Source organism: Pseudomonas lactis (assembly GCF_001439845.1).
GTDB lineage: Bacteria > Pseudomonadota > Gammaproteobacteria > Pseudomonadales > Pseudomonadaceae > Aquipseudomonas > Aquipseudomonas lactis.
Genome location: NZ_JYLO01000009.1, coordinates 149,409 through 167,162, shown reverse-complemented (window position 1 = coordinate 167,162; position 17,754 = coordinate 149,409). Strand labels below are relative to the sequence as shown.

The window sequence follows — 17,754 nt, the reverse complement described above, 5'->3', positions numbered from 1 at the left end:
CTAGCGCACTTGCCTTACACTGCGCGCCTATGACCAACATCCCTCACATTCAAATCACCGAACCCGTCACCTGCTCGACGTGCGCGGCCTGTTGCTGCCAGCTGGAAGTCATGCTGATCACCGACACTGGCGTGCCGCAACGCTTTATCGATACCGACGATTGGGGCGGTGAGGTGATGCTGCGCCTGGACGACGGCTGGTGCGCAGCGTTGGACCGCGACACGATGATGTGCACGATTTATGAGCTGCGGCCGCTGATTTGCCGGGAGTTCGAGATGGGGGCGCCGGAATGCCTTGAAGAGCGTGAAGGTATTACCACGGCCTACCGCTGATTCTGTAGGAGCGAGCTTGCTCGCGAAAAACCTGAGAACGCCGCGTTAAACCTGATTCGCTGCGTTATCGTTGAGGTTCTTCGCGAGCAAGCTCGCTCCTACAGTGCATTACAACGGCATGGTGTAGTGCAGCGAGTAGCTCTCTACCCCATCGTTATTGCTGCTGATGCCGGCGTTGGAATAATGCGTGGCACGAATGCCCACTTCATGCCCGCCGTTGAACCGCAGGCCGAAACCCAGGCGGTCTTCGAACTGGAAGGACTGGCCGATGTTGTTGTCTTCCAGCCGAGTGCGAGAGAACAACGCCACGCCGATACCGGCTTCAATGTAGGGCTTGACCGACTCGCCGGCAAACTCATACACAAATACCGGCGAGAACGACAGGCTGCTGGCGCCCGCACGGTCATCCCCTTCCCAATAGGTATAGGCGCCGCTCCAGTAGCCGGTCAGTCGGCCGACATTGCTCTGCATCCAGCTTTTGTCCCAATCGGAGGTCAGGCCCAGGCGGTAGGTCAGCGTCGAATCGCTGGTGCTGCCCAAGCCGAACTCCAGGCCGGTGGCCTGGGCTGAAACAGAGTGTCCCAACATAGCGGCCGCAATCGCAGCCAAACAGAACAAGCGCTTCATGTGAAACGTCCTTTGCAAACGGAATAATTGGGTTATGTACAGGCTAACGGGCTATAGAAGCCGACGCATAGCCAGAAGTTCAGCTTTTTTCAGTGTTATTTCACGAAATTTTCACGAGCCAAAGCTTCGCACAACTCCAGGATGTTTCCAAAGTGTCGGTAGGATATTTCTTAGGTGACACCGATCGCCGCTGGTCCAGAACTGTGCAGGTTCAGGTTCGCCAACGGCCAGCAGGTCGCGCTCACCGAGCAAGCGCTTGAGCTGGCGCGCCACGGCGGCGCCGGTATCAATGAGGATGATGCTGGGGGGCAGCATCTGCGCCAGGAGTGGCTTGAGGAAAGGATAGTGAGTACAACCCAGGATGATGGTGTCGCAACCAGCGCTGAGCAGCGGCTCGATATAGCCTTGCAGCAGGGCGCTCAAGGCGGGGCTATTCAGGTCGCCAGCTTCAATCAACTCCACCAGGCCTGGGCACGGCTGGGTAATCACTCGCACATCGGTGGCGAAGCGATCGAGCAAGGCGGCGAACTTGGCGCTTTGCAGGGTGCCGGTGGTGGCAAGCACACCCACCACACCGCTGCGCGTGGCAGCAGCAGCAGGTTTGACCGCAGGCTCCATGCCGACCAATGGCCAGTCGGGGTAGTCCTGGCGCAAATCGGCGACGGCGGCGACGGTTGCCGTGTTACAGGCAATCACGAACGCCTTGGCGCCCCGCTCGCGGAAAAACTCAGCGACCGAGCGAGAACGCTCGAGAATGAACGCCGGGGTTTTCTCGCCATAGGGAATGTGCCCGCAGTCAGCCACGTACAGCAGTGACTCGCGGGGCAATAATTGCTGAATTTCTTCCAGCACCGTGAGGCCGCCGATGCCGGAATCGAACACACCGATAGGCGCGCCCTTAACCATGTTGTGTTCCGCAGACGCTGCAGCCAGGGTCGCGCTTGACGCGCAACTCACGAAAACGCGTGGTCAGCGCATCGATCAACAATAGGCGCCCCACCAACGGCTCACCAAAACCGGCCAGCAGTTTCAAGGCTTCCAACGCTTGCAGGCTGCCAACCACCCCCACCAACGGCCCGACGACGCCGGCTTCGCTGCAGGTCAGTTCAGTGTCGCTGCCGTGCCCATACAAACAGTGGTAACAGGGGCTGTCGGCGCGACGGGAATCGAATACCGACAATTGCCCCTCAAGGCGAATGGCCGCGCCACTGATCAACGGTTTGCCAGCGGTTACGCAGGCCGCGTTGACCGCCTCGCGGGTAGAGAAGTTGTCGCTGCAATCGAGCACCAGGTCCACTGCGTTGACCGCAGCGGCCAGCGAGTCGGCATCCAGCGCAGCACGATGGGCGACCAAGGTGACGTCAGGGTTGATCGCCCTCAAGCGCCCCATGGCCGAATCGACCTTGGTCTGCCCCACGCTGTCAGTGTCATGGATGATCTGGCGTTGCAGGTTGGTCAAATCGACCGTGTCAAAGTCCGCCAGGTGCAACTCGCCCACACCGGCAGCGGCCAGGTAAAGCGCCACCGGAGCGCCCAGGCCACCCAGGCCGACGATCAAGGCGCGGCTCTGTTTCAGGCGTAATTGGCCTTCGATGTCGACATGCTGCAACAGAATCTGCCGGCTATAGCGCAACAGCTCCTGGTCGGTCAGCACGGGCGGCGTCCCAAAGTGATGCGTTCGTGACCGCCGAGGTCGATGCGGCTGTGTACGCCTTCAAAGCCCTGGTTCAGCAACAAGTCGCGCACGGCCTGGGCCTGGTCGTAACCGTGTTCGAGCAACAGCCAGCCGCCGTCGTTCAGGTGGGCAGGAGACTCTGCAATGATCAAGCGCAAATCGTCCAGGCCATCGTGCCCCGCCACCAGCGCACTGGCCGGTTCGAAGCGCACATCGCCGGCCACCAGGTGCGGGTCATTGTCGGCAATGTAGGGCGGGTTGCTGATGATCAGGTCGAAGCGGTGGCCTTGCAGGGCGCTGAACCAATGGCTGCTCAGCACCGTGGCGTTATGAAGGTGCAGGCGTTGGCGATTGCGCTCGGCCAGGGCCACGGCCTCCAGCACGCGGTCGACCGCCGTGACCTGCCAGGCCGGGCGCTCGCTGGCCAAGGCCAAGGCGATGGCGCCGCTGCCGGTGCCCAGGTCCAGGACCTGGGCGGGCGTGGCGGGCAGCAATTCCAGGGCGGCCTCCACCAGCAGTTCGGTTTCCGGGCGCGGGATCAGGGTGTGCGGCGCCACTTCAAGGTCGAGTTTCCAGAAACCTTGTTGGCCGAGGATATACGCCACCGGCTCGCCGCTGCGGCGGCGCTGCAGGTAGCTGGCAAACGTCAGGGCATCTTCGCTGCTGACGATCTTTTCCGGCCAGGTATGCAGGTAGCTGCGCGATTTACCCAGGGCAGCGGCCAGCAGCAACTCCACGTCCAGGCGCGCTGTCGGCGAGTCGGGCAGGTCAGCGGCGCGCAGCAGGCTGGCAATGATGGTCATTTAGTCACCTATCGCCGCCAGTTGATCGGCCTGGTATTCGGCGAGCAACGGCTCGATCACCGCATCCACGCCACCGGCAAGGATTTCGTCGAGGGAGTACAGGGTGAGGTTGACCCGATGGTCGGTAACCCGGCCCTGGGCAAAGTTGTAGGTGCGGATACGCTCGGAGCGGTCGCCGGAGCCCACCAGCAGCTTGCGTTCGCTGGCAATCGCGTTGGCCGCGGCGCTGGTCTGCTGGTCGTTCAACTTGGCCGACAACCAGGACATGGCCCGCGCACGGTTCTTGTGCTGGGAACGTTCTTCCTGGCACTCCACCACAATGCCCGACGGCAAGTGAGTGATACGGATCGCCGAGTCGGTCTTGTTAACGTGCTGGCCACCCGCGCCGGATGAGCGGTAGGTGTCGACGCGCAAATCCGCCGGGTTGATCTCGATGGCTTCCTGCTCGTCCGGCTCAGGCAACACGGCGACGGTGCACGCCGAGGTGTGGATACGGCCTTGGGATTCGGTGGCCGGCACCCGCTGTACGCGGTGCGCACCGGACTCGAACTTCAGCTTGCCGTAGACGTTGTCGCCTTCGACCCGGGCGATGACTTCTTTATAGCCGCCGTGCTCGCCCTCGTTCTCGGAGAGGATCTCCACGCGCCAGCCGCGACGCTCGGCATAGCGCGAATACATGCGGAACAGGTCGCCGGAGAAAATCGCCGCCTCGTCGCCACCGGTGCCGGCACGGATTTCAAGGAACACGTTGCGCCCGTCGTTAGGGTCCTTGGGCAGCAACATGCGTTGCAGGTCACCCTCAAGCTCAGCGAGTTTTTCCTTGGCTTCGCGGACTTCCTCCACGGCCATTTCGCGCATGTCCGGGTCGCTGTCCTTGAGCAGGGCCTGGGCGCCTTCAAGGTCGGCCTGGACTTTCAGCAGGTTTTTATAGGTGGCCACAATGGGCTCAACTTCGGCGTATTCCTTAGAATAAGCACGGAATTTGGTTTGATCGGAAATGACCTCGCCATCGCCGAGCAAGGCGGTCAGTTCTTCGAAACGGTCCTGGAGCACGTCCAGTTTATTGAGCAGTGACGCTTTCATTGCGGTTTTTTATCCGAAGAGCTGTCTGACGCGCCCTCACCGAGGGCAAAGAGTTCCTGGGCCATGGCCAGCGCATCGAGGCGGCCTTCGGCGGTAAGCTTTTTCAACTGAACGCTAGGGGCGTGAAGCAGCTTGTTGGTCAGGCCACGGGCCAATTGCATCAGCACCTCTTCGGCGCCGCTGCCGTTGGCCAGCATGCGCTGGGCCTTGAGCAACTCTTCATCACGCAGGCGTTCACCCTGCTGACGATACGCCTTGAGCACATCCACTGCCGCCAGTTCACGCAGGCGCACCATGAAATCTTCGGCGCCGGTGCTGACCATTTCCTCGGCGGCCTGGGCGGCACCCTGACGACTCTTGAGGTTTTCAGCGACCACTTCATGCAGATCATCGACGCTATAGAGGTAAACGTCGTCCAACTCGCCGACTTCGGGCTCGATATCCCGAGGAACGGCGATATCCACCATGAAGATCGGCTTGTGCTTGCGAAGCTTCAACGCGCTCTCGACCGCGCCCTTGCCCAGAATCGGCAATTGGCTGGCGGTGGAACTGATGACGATATCACTGCGTACCAGTTCAGCGGGAATGTCCGACAGCAGCACCGCATGCGCACCGAACTGCTCGGCCAGAATGCTGGCGCGCTCCAGGGTGCGGTTGGCAACCACAATACGCTTCACGCCAAGGTCGTGCAGGTGACGGGCCACCAGGGTAATGGTTTCCCCGGCGCCGATCAGCAGGGCCTGGCTGCGCTGCAAGTCGCTGAAGATCTGCTTGGCCAGGCTCACGGCGGCAAAGGCCACGGACACCGGGTTTTCGCCGATGGCCGTATCGGTGCGCACTTGCTTGGCGGAATTGAAGGTGGCCTGGAACAGGCGGCCCAGCAACGGGCCGACGGTGCCGGCCTCGCGCGCCACGGCGTAGGCGGACTTCATCTGGCCGAGGATCTGCGGTTCGCCCAATACCAGCGAGTCGAGACCAGCCGCCACGCGCATCATGTGACGAACTGCCGCATCCTCTTCATGCACATAAGCGCTGGCGCGCAGGTCATCGAGGCTCAAATGGTGATAATCGGCCAGCCAGCGCAGCACCACATCCGCCGAGAGATGTTCCTGCTCTATATAGAGCTCGCTGCGATTGCAGGTCGAAAGGATCGCAGCTTCGCGGCTGTCGGTGAGCCGGCAGAGCTGCTGCAGGGCCTCAACCAACTGCTCTGGCGTAAACGCCACGCGCTCGCGCACGTCTACGGAGGCAGTCTTGTGGTTAATACCGAGTGCGAGGAAGGCCATTCAATATCGCTGATGATGTCGGGAAGCCGACAATTGTCCTACTTCGAAAGATCCAGAACAACCACCGTCGTCTATTGTCCCTATACCTTATGCCTATCAATGCACTTTTGTAGGAGCGAGCTTGCTCGCGAAAAACCTGAGAGCGCCGCTGAGCGCCAGGCGTCCCGCATTATCGTTGACGATTTTCGCGAGCAAGCTCGCTCCTACAAAGGAAAGGCAAAAGGCAGCAATAGTCGTATTCCGAGTGCCCCGGTTATGTTTGGCCGAAGGCTTGTGTCATGATGATCCGACCGCAGGTTAGTCGTCCTCTTCCTATATGAATAGATCTTCCGCGTTGCTCCTCGCTTTTGTCTTCCTCAGCGGCTGCCAGGCCATGGCCCCCGTGTCGCCGGACGCTACGTCGCCGGTGGAAGACAGCACTCCCGCCCCTGAAAAGCCCAAGGTTTATTCCTCGTTCAGTGAAGAAACGATCTACAGCCTGCTGACCGCTGAACTGGCCGGCCAGCGCAATCGCTTCGATATTGCGCTGGATAATTACGTGACCCAGGCCATCAATACCCAGGACCCGGGGATTTCCGAGCGAGCGTTTCGCATCGCCGAATACCTGGGCGCCGACCAGGCAGCGCTGGACACCTCGCTGATCTGGGCCAAAAACGCGCCGGATGATCTGGAAGCCCAACGCGCCGCGGCCGTGCAATTGGCGCGTGCCGGGCGCTATGACGACTCCATGGTCTATATGGAGAAAGTTTTGCAGGGCAAGGGCGACACGCATTTTGACTTTCTCGCGCTGTCGGCCGCCGACACCGACCAGGACACGCGCAATGGCCTGATGAAGAGTTTCGATCGCCTGCTGCAAAAGCACCCGAAGAACAGCCAGTTGATTTTCGGCAAGGCCCTGCTGCTGCAACAGGACGATGAAGCCGACGCCGCGCTCAAACTCCTGGAACAGAACCCGCCGGAAGAAGGCGAAATCGCGCCGATCCTGTTGCGCGCACGCCTGCTGCAAAGCCTTAACCGCGGCAAGGAAGCGATTCCGCTGCTGGAAAAAAGCATCAAGAAATACCCCGGCGACAAGCGCCTGCTCCTGACCTATGCACGCATGCTGGTTGAGCAGGATCGTATGGAAGACGCCAAAGTGCAGTTCGCCAACCTGGTCCAGCAATACCCGGACGACGACGAACTGCGTTATTCCCTGGCATTGGTGTGCCTGGAAGCCAAAGCCTGGGACGAGGCCAAGGGCTACCTGCAAGAGCTGATCGAACGTGACAGCCACGTGGACTCGGCGCACCTGAACCTGGGCCGCATCGCTGAAGAGCGCAACGACCCCCAGGCGGCCCTGCTTGAATACGCCCAGGTCGGCCCCGGCAATGATTATCTGCCCGCGCAATTGCGCCAGGCCGATATCCTGATGAGCAACGGCCGCACCGACGAAGCGGAAAAACGCCTGGCCGCGGCCCGCGATGCCGAACCGGACTACGCGATCCAGCTGTACCTGATCCAGGCCGAGACCTTATCGGCCAACAAACAGGGCGAACGCGCCTGGAAACTGTTGCAACAGGCGTTGCTGCAATACCCCGACGATTTGAACCTGCTGTACACCCGCGCCATGCAGGCAGAAAAACGCAATGACCTGGCGCAGCTGGAAAAAGACCTGCGCCTGATCATCAAGCGTGACCCGGACAACGCCATGGCCCTTAACGCCCTGGGTTATACCTTGTCCGACCGCACTACACGCTACGCCGAAGCCAAGGTGCTGATCGAACAGGCTCATGCGCTCAACCCTGAAGACCCGGCCGTGCTCGATAGCCTGGGCTGGGTGAATTACCGCCTGGGCAACCTCGACGAGGCCGAGCGCTTGCTGCGCCAGGCACTGGAGCGTTTCCCGGACCAGGAAGTTGCCGCGCACCTGGGCGAAGTGCTCTGGGCCAATGGCAAGCAGCGCGAAGCCCGACAAATCTGGGAAAAATTCCTCAAGGAACAACCCGATAGCCCTATCCTGCGCAGCACCATCAAGCGCCTGACCGGATCCGAGACCCTTTAAATTTATGTTCTTGCGCCACGTTATTGTTTTCAGCTTCATCGCCCTGCTCGCCGGTTGCGCGGGCATCGGCAGCCGTGAATCCGTTGAAGGCCGGGGCAACCCGGCCCAATGGAAACAACACAAGGACCAACTCAGCAGCATCGATGGCTGGCAGATCGAGGGCAAGGTCGGGGTGCGCGCGCCGAAAGACTCCGGCAGCGGCACCCTGTTCTGGCTGCAGCGCCAGGACTACTACGACATTCGCCTCTCGGGCCCCCTGGGCCGTGGTGCAGCCCGCCTGACTGGCCGGCCGGGTCAAGTGAGCCTGGAAGTGGCCAACCAGGGCCGCTATGAGGCAACCTCCCCGGAAGAACTGCTGGAGCAGCAGATTGGCTGGAAGTTGCCTGTCTCGCATTTGGTCTGGTGGGTGCGCGGCTTGCCGGCGCCGGACAGCAAGAGCCGTCTGAGCCTCAATGGCGACAGCCGCCTCGCCACACTGGAGCAGGATGGCTGGCAGGTCGAATATTTGAGCTATGTGGAACAAAGCGGCTACTGGCTTCCAGAACGTATCAAGCTGCATGGCACCGACCTTGACGTCACGCTGGTGATCAAGGACTGGCAACCGCGCAAGCTGGGGCAATAACGTGTCCGCACAAAAATTGACCCTGCCCTCCCCGGCCAAGCTCAACCTGATGCTGCACATCCTCGGTCGCCGTGAAGATGGCTACCACGAGTTGCAAACGCTGTTTCAGTTTCTCGACTACGGCGATGAGCTGACCTTTGCCGTGCGTGACGATGGCGTTATCCAACTGCACACCGAATTCGACGGCGTACCCCACGACAGCAATCTGATTGTGCGGGCGGCAAAAAAACTTCAGGAACAATCCGGCTGCCCACTTGGCATTGATATCTGGATCGACAAAATCCTGCCCATGGGCGGTGGCATCGGCGGCGGCAGTTCAAATGCCGCCACCACCTTGCTGGGCCTCAATCACTTATGGCAACTGGGCTGGAACCACGACCGCCTTGCTGCGCTGGGCCTTACGCTGGGCGCCGACGTCCCGGTTTTCGTGCGTGGGCACGCCGCATTTGCTGAAGGCGTCGGGGAGAAACTCACCCCTGTAGAACCCGAAGAACCCTGGTATGTCGTACTGGTGCCGCAAGTATCTGTAAGTACAGCAGAAATTTTTTCAGATCCGTTGTTGACACGTAACTCTTCTCCCATTAAAGTGCGCCCCGTTCCCAAGGGAAACAGTCGAAATGACTGCTTACCGGTTGTAGCAAGGCGTTATCCAGAGGTACGTAACGCTTTGAATTTGTTAGGTAATTTTACCGAAGCAAAATTAACCGGAACTGGAAGTTGTGTGTTTGGGGGCTTCCCAAGCAAAGCTGAAGCTGATAAAGTCTCGGCCCTTCTTACAGAGACCCTTACAGGGTTTGTAGCAAAGGGAAGCAACGTTTCGATGTTGCATCGCAAGCTGCAAAGTCTGCTCTAAAAGGAACCGAGTGTTAGGCACTCGTTGCAACAGATACAGGGGCGTCGCCAAGCGGTAAGGCAGCAGGTTTTGATCCTGCCATGCGTTGGTTCGAATCCAGCCGCCCCTGCCATTTTCTAATACTCATCCAGGTTACCCTCAGCCTCTAGGTACTGCGCGTGTCCAAGATGATGGTCTTTACGGGGAATGCCAACCCCGATCTGGCTCGACGTGTCGTACGTCAGCTGCATATCCCTCTCGGTGACATCTCTGTCGGTAAATTCTCCGACGGCGAAATTACAGCCGAGATCAATGAAAATGTCCGCGGTAAAGACGTCTTCATTATTCAGCCGACCTGCGCTCCGACCAACGATAACCTGATGGAACTCGTCGTGATGGCTGATGCCTTCCGCCGCTCCTCAGCGACTCGAATCACAGCTGTAATCCCTTACTTTGGTTATGCCCGTCAGGATCGCCGTCCGCGTTCCGCACGTGTGGCTATCAGCGCGAAAGTCGTTGCTGACATGCTGACCGTGGTAGGTATCGACCGTGTGCTCACGGTTGACCTGCACGCTGACCAAATCCAGGGGTTCTTCGATATTCCGGTAGATAACATCTACGGCTCCCCCGTTCTGGTGGATGACATCGAAGACCAGCGCTTTGAAAACCTGATGATCGTGTCCCCGGACATTGGCGGCGTCGTGCGTGCACGGGCTGTTGCCAAATCCCTGGGCGTGGACCTCGGGATCATCGACAAACGCCGTGAGAAAGCCAATCACTCTGAAGTGATGCATATCATCGGTGATGTCGAAGGGCGTACCTGTATTCTGGTTGATGACATGGTCGACACCGCCGGCACCCTGTGCCACGCGGCGAAAGCCTTGAAAGAGCACGGTGCAGCAAAAGTCTTCGCCTACTGCACACACCCTGTGCTGTCGGGCCGAGCGATCGAGAACATCGAGAACTCCGTGCTGGACGAACTGGTGGTGACCAACACCATCCCGTTGTCCGCCGCAGCTCAAGCCTGTGCACGTATCCGTCAACTGGATATTGCACCGGTCGTTGCCGAAGCGGTTCGCCGCATCAGCAATGAAGAATCGATCAGCGCGATGTTCCGTTAAGGGTCAAACCAACGGATCACCTCACTGACGAAAAGCGCCCCGCCCCAGCATTCCGCTGGGGCGGGGCTTTTTTGCCCATATCGAGTTCGGCGCTGGTCGCAAACGCCCCTCGATGATGGCTATTTTGGAGATACAACATGAACGAATTTACTCTGAACGCCCAAGCGCGTACTGACCTGGGGAAAGGTGCGAGCCGCCGCCTGCGTCACGCCGCCAACATCCCAGCCGTTGTCTACGGTGGTAACAAGCCTGCTGAATCCGTGACCATCCTGGCCAAGGAAATCGCCAAGCTGTTCGAAAACGAAGCTGCCTACAGCCACGTTATCGAGCTGAACGTCGACGGCGCCAAGCAGAACGTCATCGTTAAAGCGATGCAGCGTCACCCTTCCAAGCAGTTCATCATGCACGCTGACTTCGTTCGCGTTGTTGCTGGCCAAAAACTGACCGCCATCGTGCCTGTGCACTTTGTAGGTGAAGAAGCTCCGGTCAAGAAAGGCGGCGAGATCTCTCACGTCCTGAACGAAATCGAAGTGACCTGCCTGCCAAAAGACCTGCCTGAGTTCATCGAAGTCGACCTGTCGGCTCTGGAAATCGGCGCCATCGTTCACCTGTCCGACCTCAAGGCTCCTAAAGGCGTTGAGTTTGTTGCACTGGCTCACGGTGATGACAAAGCTGTTGCCAACGTTCACGCTCCACGCGTTGCTCCAGAAGAAGCTGAAGAAGGCGCTGCAGAGTAATTCACTCTGTATTGCCGGAGCTTGAGGAAACATCGCGGACCGAAACGTAGCGAGAAAGCGGGCGATAACGCGGCGTTTACTCTTGAGTAAATGATGTAGTGTCGTCCACTTTCGCCGCACCTGGGTACGGCGATGTTATCCACAACTCCAAAGGAAGGGCCCCTGTCGTGACTGCCATTAAACTGATCGTTGGCCTGGGAAATCCAGGCGCCGAATACGAACAGACCCGGCATAACGCGGGGGCCCTTTTTGTTGAGCGCATCGCCCACGCCCAAGGCACCAATCTGGTGGCCGATCGCAAATATTTTGGCCTGACCGGGCGCTTCTCGCACCAAGGTCAGGATGTTCGTCTACTGATTCCCACCACCTACATGAACCGCAGCGGCCAGGCTGTCGCGGCGCTTGCGGGCTTCTTCCGGATCAAACCCGAAGAAATCCTGGTGGCCCATGACGAACTGGACCTGCCACCCGGTGTAGCCAAGCTCAAGCTCGGCGGCGGGCATGGTGGGCACAATGGCCTGCGCGACATCATCGCGCAGTTGGGCAATCAAAATAATTTTTACCGTCTGCGGCTCGGCATTGGCCACCCAGGCGTTGCCAGTATGGTTTCAAATTTCGTCCTGGGTCGTGCGCCACGCGCCGAACAGGAAAAACTCGATGCCAGCATCGATTTTGCCCTCGGCGTGCTGCCGGATATCTTCGCCGGTGAATGGAACCGTGCGATGAAAAACCTGCACAGCCAGAAGGCCTGACTCTTACCGAGGGGAAACACCATGGGATTCAATTGCGGCATCGTCGGCCTGCCCAACGTCGGCAAATCCACCCTGTTCAACGCCCTGACCAAGTCCGGTATTGCGGCGGAGAACTTCCCCTTCTGCACCATCGAACCCAACAGCGGCATTGTGCCGATGCCGGACCCGCGTCTTGACGCACTGTCGGCCATCGTCAATCCCAAGCGCATCCTGCCGACCACCATGGAGTTCGTCGACATCGCAGGCCTGGTTGCCGGCGCCTCGAAAGGTGAAGGCTTGGGCAACAAGTTTCTGGCCAACATCCGCGAAACCGATGCCATCGCCCACGTGGTCCGCTGCTTTGAAGACGAGAACGTGATTCACGTCTCCAACAGCGTCGACCCCAAGCGCGACATCGAGATCATCGACCTGGAACTGATCTTCGCCGACCTCGACAGCTGCGAGAAGCAACTGCAAAAAGTCGCACGTAACGCCAAGGGCGGCGACAAGGATGCAGTGGTCCAGAAAGGCCTGCTGGAGCAACTGATCGCGCACTTCACCGAAGGCAAGCCGGCGCGCAGCCTGATGAAGAACATGGGCGCAGACGAGAAGGCCGTGATCAAGGGCTTCCACCTGCTGACCACCAAGCCTGTGATGTACATCGCCAACGTTGCCGAAGACGGCTTCGAGAACAACCCGCTGCTCGACGTGGTCAAGGCCATTGCCGACGAAGAAGGCGCCATCGTTGTTCCGGTGTGCAACAAGATCGAAGCGGAAATCGCCGAGCTCGACGACGGCGAAGAAAAGGACATGTTCCTCGAGGCCCTAGGCCTGGAAGAGCCTGGCCTGAACCGCGTGATCCGCGCCGGCTACGAAATGCTCAACCTGCAGACCTACTTCACAGCCGGTGTCGAAGAAGTTCGCGCCTGGACCGTCAAGGTCGGTGCCACCGCGCCACAGGCCGCCGGCGTGATCCACACCGACTTCGAAAAAGGCTTCATCCGCGCCGAAGTGATCGCCTACAACGACTTCATCCAGTTCAAGGGTGAAGCCGGTGCCAAGGAAGCTGGTAAATGGCGCTTGGAAGGCAAGGACTACATTGTTAAAGACGGCGATGTGATGCACTTCCGCTTCAACGTATAAGCGTTAGCTGAACACCCTGCCCTATACAAGAAACCGACGCATTGCGTCGGTTTTTTGTTGCCTCCTATTTCTATCTACCACTCAACTAAAGTCCCTCTACATAGAAACCTTAATCATCCAGATCCGGCGATCCATTTGAACGATGAATCCCTCAACCCTTAAGTCTTCTCCTACACTAAACGCTCAATAACCGACACTAAAGCACTTGAATAATACAGCGCGCTGACATAGTTAATCTTTCACACATTCTCCCGCAGCATTTTCATACTCACAGCCACGATGACATTTTTGATTATTTGCGTTCTACTGGCCGTACGCCAACAGCGTTCTATCAACAGTGAAGTGATAGCGATAGTGGAGTACCCGGACTATGTCAGCCTCTTACAAAATAACAAATGAGACATACCTCCCCTCTGTTGAAGCCTTGGACATCGAGCATACGCTCAAGAGTACTGCGGCGCTCGATATCGACATTTTATTATTAGGAGAGACGGGGACGGGCAAGGATACCTTGGCCCAACGGATCCATCGTTTGTCGGGACGACGAGGTCATTTTGTCGCCGTGAACTGCGCCGCCATCCCGGAAAGCCTCGCAGAGAGCCAACTGTTCGGCGTCAACAGCGGCGCCTATACCGGAGCAGTGCAATCACGTGCGGGTTTTATCGAAGCCGCCCATCTGGGTACCTTGTATCTGGATGAAATCGACAGTATGCCGCTCTCCATGCAAGCCAAACTGCTACGGGTACTGGAATCAAGGGGTGTGGAACGGCTGGGCTCAACCCGGTTTATCCCGGTAGACATGCGAGTCATCGCCTCTGCGCAGCAATCCCTGCATGAGATGGTCGAGCAGGGAAGGTTCAGGCGCGACCTGTATTTCCGCCTTAACGTCGTAAATATCAATCTGCCTCCGCTGCGCAATCGCCGTGACCGAATCGTCCCGTTGTTCCTGAATATGATTCAAGAGGAAGCCGAGCACTATAAGTGTCTCGCCCCAAACCTGTGCAGCGAGCTGGTCCAACAGTTGCTGTGCCACCCTTGGCTGGGGAATGTGCGTGAGCTGCGCTCCACTGCCAAACGTTTTGTGCTGGGCCTGGTGCCGTTATCAAGCTCACCCTCGAACGTTACAAACGAGCCAATCAACCTGAAAGAACGCCTGCAACAAATCGAGAAAGCTCTGATTGAAGAGTCGTTGCGTCGTCATACCTATTGTGTGGACGACGTGGCTGCAGAGTTGGGGATGGCGAAGAGAACGCTTTACTATCGCATGAAACAACTAGACATACAGTAGCCCGCAGCGCAGTCCACAGCCACCGAAGAAATTTCCAGACACACCCTTCAAGTAAAAGCTGGAACCATATTCGCTCCGGAACCACATAAGGATGAGCCTGATATATTTAGTGCCTATTGGAAGCAAAAATATTGCAACTATATATCAAGACTCAGACATCATTTCTTAGATATTGGAGTGTCACTATGAGTACTTCTAGCGTTAACGCACAAACCTATCAACCCCCTGTCCAAAGCTTCGGCGGCGGCGGCGGCGAAAACGAAGACCTTAAACAAGAAAGGAAAGAAGCGGCTCGCCAATCCCTGAAGGACAGTATTGAGGCCTTCAAGATCACTGAGCAGAAAAAGAACATCGACGCGATACGCTAAATAGCATTACCGCTCTTTGTCACCAAAGGGCGGTTCCCCAAGAGGTCTATATGCAGATAAAAGAATTCGATGTATTACGCGAATATCAGAACGGCCTCACAGCCCGCAGGCCCCCTGCCCAACCTACGCACCACGGCGAAGATGTAAACTTTTTCAGCTCGTTATTGGAACCCTCGATGCAACGGGCTACCGCCACGTCATCATCGAATGCCCTGACCGACGCTTTGCAGCATTTGGACAAAGCGAAAAATGGCATGAGTCGAGGCCTCAAGGACTTCAACAATGAGTTCAAAGAGAAAAGTCGGGTCAACTATGCCTCTCATCTTTCAGACTCCGTACTGCTGACCCAAACCCTAGTGAAGTGCGTCGGCAAGGGCGCGCAATGCCTAGAAAAAGTCAGTAACCTACAGTAGGAAAAAATGATTCGTTTTCTATCCATCGGATTAGTTTTCTCGCTGACGCTGATACTGGGCGGCTGCGGCGAAAGTGTCGAACTGCATCGCCAGCTCTCCGAGCAGGATGCCAATGAGGTCATCGCGGAACTGGCTGACAAACACATACGCGCGCAGAAAGTACCTGCCAAGGACGGCGTCGTGGTGCGTGTCAATGCAGCCGATATCAGCCGCGCCGTTCGCACACTGGAAGCGGTCGGATTACCCAAGGTCGCCCGTGCCACGATGGGTGACACCTTCCGCAAGGAGGGTGTCATCTCTACCCCGTTGGAAGAGCGTGCCCGGTATATCTACGCCCTGTCCCAGGAGTTGGAGGCTACGCTGTCAAACATCGATGGCGTCATCGTCGCTCGTGTACACGTGGTGCTGCCCGAACGCGTGTCTCCCGGTGAACCCGTCCAACCCGCCTCCGCCTCGGTGTTCATCAAGCACGACCCGCGACTGGAGCCCGACAGCATCCGGGCGCGCGTACGCAGGATGGTATCCAGTAGTATTCCCGGCATGACCACTGCATTGGATAACGCGCAGAAGCTCACGGTGGTTTTTGTGCCGGCAGCGGCTTACCAAGAGCAGCAACGCCTGAGCTATTTCGGTCCGTTCCTGGTCCCCGAGGAAGACATCGGTTTTTGGCGTACCACTGTCAGCTTGTTGGTTATCGGCGCGATACTGACGCTCGTCGCTGCGCTGTTCTGGCGCATACGAGGCCAACGATCAAGGCAGGAACCTGTCGCCCCAGCGCATCTACCGAATGATTGATCATCTGGCCTGGGCCCAATGGTGGGCCAGTCCGTGGCAGTTTTCGCACCCGGATGCGACCAGCGCTCAGGCTTACCATGCATTACCCGCCTTGTGTCGTAGCCAACCCGCGCTGGCGTGTGCAGCGTTGGGCATCGAGCCGTGCCTGCCTCCCCCTCCCCGTGCAACGGTGCTTGGTTTGGCCCTGGCTTCACGGGAGCAGTTCGATCTGGCGATAGCGCTACTGGAGCTTACGTGCCATCCCAACGTCGACAGCCCCTTGTACGATGAACACCGCAAGTGGTGTGAGCGCCTTGCCAAGGCGCTGCACCCTGACGCGCTGTTGCAGCCGGAGAATGATCCACTGCAATTGCTGAGGGCCTGGGTTGAGCCTGCTGTCTGGCAACGTCTTCGGCTGCGCTTGCCCCCTGACCGGGTGCAGGCGCTTGAAACCACTCACCTGCCACTCGACGACGCGCATGGCCGGCTCAATACGCTGTGGCAGGCGATTGTCTGGCGTATCGAAGCAACGGGCAGCGAAACAACTCGTCGTTAACTGCAACAAGCCAGAGCAATTGTCTATGTTGACCCTACGCAAAATCGAATTGCACAACGGCGCTTGCGGGCAGCCAAAAGTATTGATTACCCGGGAGATGCTCGCCGAGTGCGTTCAGTCCGCGCAGTTGCTGGGTAGCGCACAGGCCCAAGCTGAAGAGTTGCTGCGCCAGGCGGCTGAGCATCGCGAAGAAATGCTCGAGCAGGCCCGCCTCGACTTCTGGTCACGTGCCCATGCGCAACTCAGCGCGTGGGAGCGCCAACGCCAGACAATGTGTGACAGCCTCGAACACTACGCAACATCCATTGCCAGCCGAGCCTTCCACTGCCTGTTGGAAGAGGTGCCGCCCCCAAAGCGTCTTTCGGCATTGGTCAAACAGTTGGTAGCGACGCAAATTCCACCTATCAAGGCAACCTTGGTTTGCCACCCGCACGAGCATGAGCAGATAGCCCAAGCCTTGGCCCGGTTGGGCTCTACACCCTGGAAGCTTCGCCCCGATGACCAGATCAAACCTCAATCACTGCTACTGGAAACAGATGAAGGCGATTTTCGTATCGACTGGGCCTCGATGCGAGAAATATTGTTTACAGGCGAGTAGGACATAGCGGTAGAGGCAGGCGATATCTTTAAAAAAATGTCTGCCGATGGAACTGGTGGCAAACAACCCGCCACACAGTTCAGACACATCTGGAGTAAAAATCATGGACTTTCACGGAAACCTGAAAAACCATCTACTGAAGCAAGTTCAGGCTGATATCAAGCGAGTCAATACAGCCTATAAAGATCCGATTGCGCTCGATGCGGATATCGAATACTTCGGCGACCTCATGAAACAACAAAAGCTCTCTATCATCGCGCTAAACGAACATACGCGCTCCAGGCATACGCTGCTCAAAACAGCGCTGGATGGCGTGCAGTAAGTTGCGAGCACTCCTTACCAGTTGGCTGAATGGCCACGAAGAGCAGCTCACTTTGTTTGAGAACGAAGACGAAATCATCGTTCAACGCGTTTCGAACAGACTGCTGGTAAAGGTCCAGTTGACCAAAGCGGGCGAAGACAAAGCCCATCTGCGCACCTGGATGCGTCTGGGAGGCCCCAGCCTGAGCTATTTTCACGGCGCAGTTGCATTAGCGCCGTCCACCGGTGCGCTTTGGCTTATTCAATGTGTGGCGATGGGGAACGGCGAACAGCTGGCGAAGTGTCTCGAATCCCTTCTCAACCAACGCGATACCTGGCGTGCCATCGTCGCGCGCCAGGCGCGGTCTGTACGCACATTCATACCCACGTCGCTGCGCTCGATACCGCACTAATCAGAGACTTT

At 58.0% G+C, this 17,754-nt stretch carries 22 protein-coding genes and 1 tRNA gene; 17 read left to right on the top strand and 6 right to left on the bottom strand.

The window, feature by feature from the left end; all coding sequences use genetic code 11:
- Positions 1-29: 29 nt before the first annotated feature.
- Positions 30-332, top strand: a complete 303-nt coding sequence (locus TX24_RS16960; RefSeq protein ID WP_003188364.1) for a YkgJ family cysteine cluster protein — start codon at positions 30-32, stop codon at positions 330-332.
- Between the two features lie 108 nt (positions 333-440).
- Here TX24_RS16960 and TX24_RS16955 read toward each other — a convergent pair whose 3' ends face one another.
- The 6 genes from TX24_RS16955 to hemA all read right to left on the bottom strand — a co-directional run bounded on the left by TX24_RS16955 (position 441) and on the right by hemA (position 5,806).
- The gene (locus tag TX24_RS16955; protein ID WP_003188363.1) at positions 441-959 is read right to left on the bottom strand and encodes an acyloxyacyl hydrolase; all 519 of its coding nucleotides are present in this window, start codon (positions 957-959) and stop codon (positions 441-443) included.
- Positions 960-1,070: 111 nt separating this feature from the next.
- Complete coding sequence (gene murI / locus TX24_RS16950; RefSeq protein ID WP_003188362.1) at positions 1,071-1,865, bottom strand: glutamate racemase; 795 nt, start codon at positions 1,863-1,865, stop codon at positions 1,071-1,073.
- Positions 1,858-2,613 carry a molybdopterin-synthase adenylyltransferase MoeB gene (locus TX24_RS16945; RefSeq protein WP_003188361.1) on the bottom strand — a complete coding sequence of 252 codons (756 nt, stop codon included), beginning with the start codon at positions 2,611-2,613 and terminating at the stop codon, positions 1,858-1,860. The genes murI and TX24_RS16945 overlap by 8 nt, the downstream gene beginning before the upstream one ends.
- Positions 2,607-3,437, bottom strand: coding sequence for a peptide chain release factor N(5)-glutamine methyltransferase (gene prmC, locus TX24_RS16940; protein WP_003188360.1), 831 nt, complete (start codon positions 3,435-3,437; stop codon positions 2,607-2,609). Before prmC ends, TX24_RS16945 begins: the two co-directional genes overlap by 7 nt.
- On the bottom strand, positions 3,438-4,520 hold the full coding sequence (gene prfA, locus TX24_RS16935) for a peptide chain release factor 1 (protein ID WP_003188358.1): 1,083 nt from the start codon (positions 4,518-4,520) through the stop codon (positions 3,438-3,440).
- A complete protein-coding gene (gene hemA, locus TX24_RS16930) occupies positions 4,517-5,806 on the bottom strand; it encodes a glutamyl-tRNA reductase (RefSeq protein ID WP_003188356.1) in 1,290 nt (429 codons plus the stop codon). Before hemA ends, prfA begins: the two co-directional genes overlap by 4 nt.
- Positions 5,807-6,122: 316 nt before the next feature.
- Here hemA and TX24_RS16925 point away from each other — a divergent pair, with 316 nt between their 5' ends.
- From TX24_RS16925 to TX24_RS16850, 16 genes are all read left to right on the top strand, one after another.
- On the top strand, positions 6,123-7,847 hold the full coding sequence (locus tag TX24_RS16925; RefSeq protein ID WP_003188355.1) for a tetratricopeptide repeat protein: 1,725 nt from the start codon (positions 6,123-6,125) through the stop codon (positions 7,845-7,847).
- 4 nt (positions 7,848-7,851) lie between these two features.
- On the top strand, positions 7,852-8,469 hold the full coding sequence (gene lolB / locus TX24_RS16920; protein WP_057710690.1) for a lipoprotein insertase outer membrane protein LolB: 618 nt from the start codon (positions 7,852-7,854) through the stop codon (positions 8,467-8,469).
- A 49-nt stretch (positions 8,470-8,518) separates the two neighbouring features.
- Entirely contained in the window at positions 8,519-9,322 is an 804-nt protein-coding gene (gene ispE / locus TX24_RS16915) for a 4-(cytidine 5'-diphospho)-2-C-methyl-D-erythritol kinase (RefSeq protein WP_186354411.1), read from the top strand.
- Between the two features lie 37 nt (positions 9,323-9,359).
- Positions 9,360-9,434, top strand: a tRNA-Gln gene (locus tag TX24_RS16910).
- Positions 9,435-9,480: 46 nt separating this feature from the next.
- A complete protein-coding gene (locus TX24_RS16905; RefSeq protein WP_003171603.1) occupies positions 9,481-10,422 on the top strand; it encodes a ribose-phosphate pyrophosphokinase in 942 nt (313 codons plus the stop codon).
- Between the two features lie 137 nt (positions 10,423-10,559).
- Positions 10,560-11,159 (top strand): 50S ribosomal protein L25/general stress protein Ctc, encoded by a 600-nt coding sequence (locus TX24_RS16900; protein ID WP_003188351.1) that lies wholly within the window; start codon positions 10,560-10,562, stop codon positions 11,157-11,159.
- A gap of 167 nt (positions 11,160-11,326) precedes the next feature.
- Entirely contained in the window at positions 11,327-11,911 is a 585-nt protein-coding gene (gene pth, locus TX24_RS16895; protein ID WP_057710688.1) for an aminoacyl-tRNA hydrolase, read from the top strand.
- Between the two features lie 21 nt (positions 11,912-11,932).
- Positions 11,933-13,033 carry a redox-regulated ATPase YchF gene (gene ychF, locus TX24_RS16890; RefSeq protein ID WP_032893664.1) on the top strand — a complete coding sequence of 367 codons (1,101 nt, stop codon included), beginning with the start codon at positions 11,933-11,935 and terminating at the stop codon, positions 13,031-13,033.
- Between the two features lie 370 nt (positions 13,034-13,403).
- Positions 13,404-14,321, top strand: a complete 918-nt coding sequence (locus TX24_RS16885) for a sigma 54-interacting transcriptional regulator (RefSeq protein WP_057710687.1) — start codon at positions 13,404-13,406, stop codon at positions 14,319-14,321.
- A 185-nt stretch (positions 14,322-14,506) separates the two neighbouring features.
- Positions 14,507-14,689, top strand: a complete 183-nt coding sequence (locus TX24_RS16880; protein ID WP_003188346.1) for a hypothetical protein — start codon at positions 14,507-14,509, stop codon at positions 14,687-14,689.
- A 50-nt stretch (positions 14,690-14,739) separates the two neighbouring features.
- Complete coding sequence (locus TX24_RS32530; RefSeq protein ID WP_003188345.1) at positions 14,740-15,102, top strand: hypothetical protein; 363 nt, start codon at positions 14,740-14,742, stop codon at positions 15,100-15,102.
- Between the two features lie 6 nt (positions 15,103-15,108).
- Complete coding sequence (gene sctJ, locus TX24_RS16870; RefSeq protein ID WP_057710686.1) at positions 15,109-15,897, top strand: type III secretion system inner membrane ring lipoprotein SctJ; 789 nt, start codon at positions 15,109-15,111, stop codon at positions 15,895-15,897.
- On the top strand, positions 15,890-16,432 hold the full coding sequence (locus TX24_RS30915; protein ID WP_082628811.1) for a hypothetical protein: 543 nt from the start codon (positions 15,890-15,892) through the stop codon (positions 16,430-16,432). Before sctJ ends, TX24_RS30915 begins: the two co-directional genes overlap by 8 nt.
- A complete protein-coding gene (gene sctL / locus TX24_RS16860; RefSeq protein ID WP_241666015.1) occupies positions 16,386-17,030 on the top strand; it encodes a type III secretion system stator protein SctL in 645 nt (214 codons plus the stop codon). Before TX24_RS30915 ends, sctL begins: the two co-directional genes overlap by 47 nt.
- A gap of 103 nt (positions 17,031-17,133) precedes the next feature.
- On the top strand, positions 17,134-17,352 hold the full coding sequence (locus tag TX24_RS16855; RefSeq protein WP_003188341.1) for a hypothetical protein: 219 nt from the start codon (positions 17,134-17,136) through the stop codon (positions 17,350-17,352).
- Positions 17,339-17,743, top strand: a complete 405-nt coding sequence (locus TX24_RS16850; protein WP_003188339.1) for a type III secretion system chaperone — start codon at positions 17,339-17,341, stop codon at positions 17,741-17,743. Before TX24_RS16855 ends, TX24_RS16850 begins: the two co-directional genes overlap by 14 nt.
- Positions 17,744-17,754 lie beyond the last annotated feature (11 nt).

Excerpts from the sequence above, each read along its gene's own strand:
- TX24_RS16960 (WP_003188364.1), top strand. The coding sequence starts at position 30 with ATGACCAACATCCCTCACATTCAAATCACCGAACCCGTCACCTGCTCG.
- TX24_RS16955 (WP_003188363.1), bottom strand. The coding sequence starts at position 959 with ATGAAGCGCTTGTTCTGTTTGGCTGCGATTGCGGCCGCTATGTTGGGA.
- murI (WP_003188362.1), bottom strand. The coding sequence starts at position 1,865 with ATGGTTAAGGGCGCGCCTATCGGTGTGTTCGATTCCGGCATCGGCGGC.
- prmC (WP_003188360.1), bottom strand. The coding sequence starts at position 3,437 with ATGACCATCATTGCCAGCCTGCTGCGCGCCGCTGACCTGCCCGACTCG.
- prfA (WP_003188358.1), bottom strand. The coding sequence starts at position 4,520 with ATGAAAGCGTCACTGCTCAATAAACTGGACGTGCTCCAGGACCGTTTC.
- hemA (WP_003188356.1), bottom strand. The coding sequence starts at position 5,806 with ATGGCCTTCCTCGCACTCGGTATTAACCACAAGACTGCCTCCGTAGAC.
- TX24_RS16925 (WP_003188355.1), top strand. The coding sequence starts at position 6,123 with ATGAATAGATCTTCCGCGTTGCTCCTCGCTTTTGTCTTCCTCAGCGGC.
- lolB (WP_057710690.1), top strand. The coding sequence starts at position 7,852 with ATGTTCTTGCGCCACGTTATTGTTTTCAGCTTCATCGCCCTGCTCGCC.
- ispE (WP_186354411.1), top strand. The coding sequence starts at position 8,519 with ATGCTGCACATCCTCGGTCGCCGTGAAGATGGCTACCACGAGTTGCAA.
- TX24_RS16900 (WP_003188351.1), top strand. The coding sequence starts at position 10,560 with ATGAACGAATTTACTCTGAACGCCCAAGCGCGTACTGACCTGGGGAAA.
- ychF (WP_032893664.1), top strand. The coding sequence starts at position 11,933 with ATGGGATTCAATTGCGGCATCGTCGGCCTGCCCAACGTCGGCAAATCC.
- TX24_RS16885 (WP_057710687.1), top strand. The coding sequence starts at position 13,404 with ATGTCAGCCTCTTACAAAATAACAAATGAGACATACCTCCCCTCTGTT.
- TX24_RS16880 (WP_003188346.1), top strand. The coding sequence starts at position 14,507 with ATGAGTACTTCTAGCGTTAACGCACAAACCTATCAACCCCCTGTCCAA.
- TX24_RS32530 (WP_003188345.1), top strand. The coding sequence starts at position 14,740 with ATGCAGATAAAAGAATTCGATGTATTACGCGAATATCAGAACGGCCTC.
- sctJ (WP_057710686.1), top strand. The coding sequence starts at position 15,109 with ATGATTCGTTTTCTATCCATCGGATTAGTTTTCTCGCTGACGCTGATA.
- TX24_RS30915 (WP_082628811.1), top strand. The coding sequence starts at position 15,890 with ATGATTGATCATCTGGCCTGGGCCCAATGGTGGGCCAGTCCGTGGCAG.
- TX24_RS16855 (WP_003188341.1), top strand. The coding sequence starts at position 17,134 with ATGGACTTTCACGGAAACCTGAAAAACCATCTACTGAAGCAAGTTCAG.
- TX24_RS16850 (WP_003188339.1), top strand. The coding sequence starts at position 17,339 with ATGGCGTGCAGTAAGTTGCGAGCACTCCTTACCAGTTGGCTGAATGGC.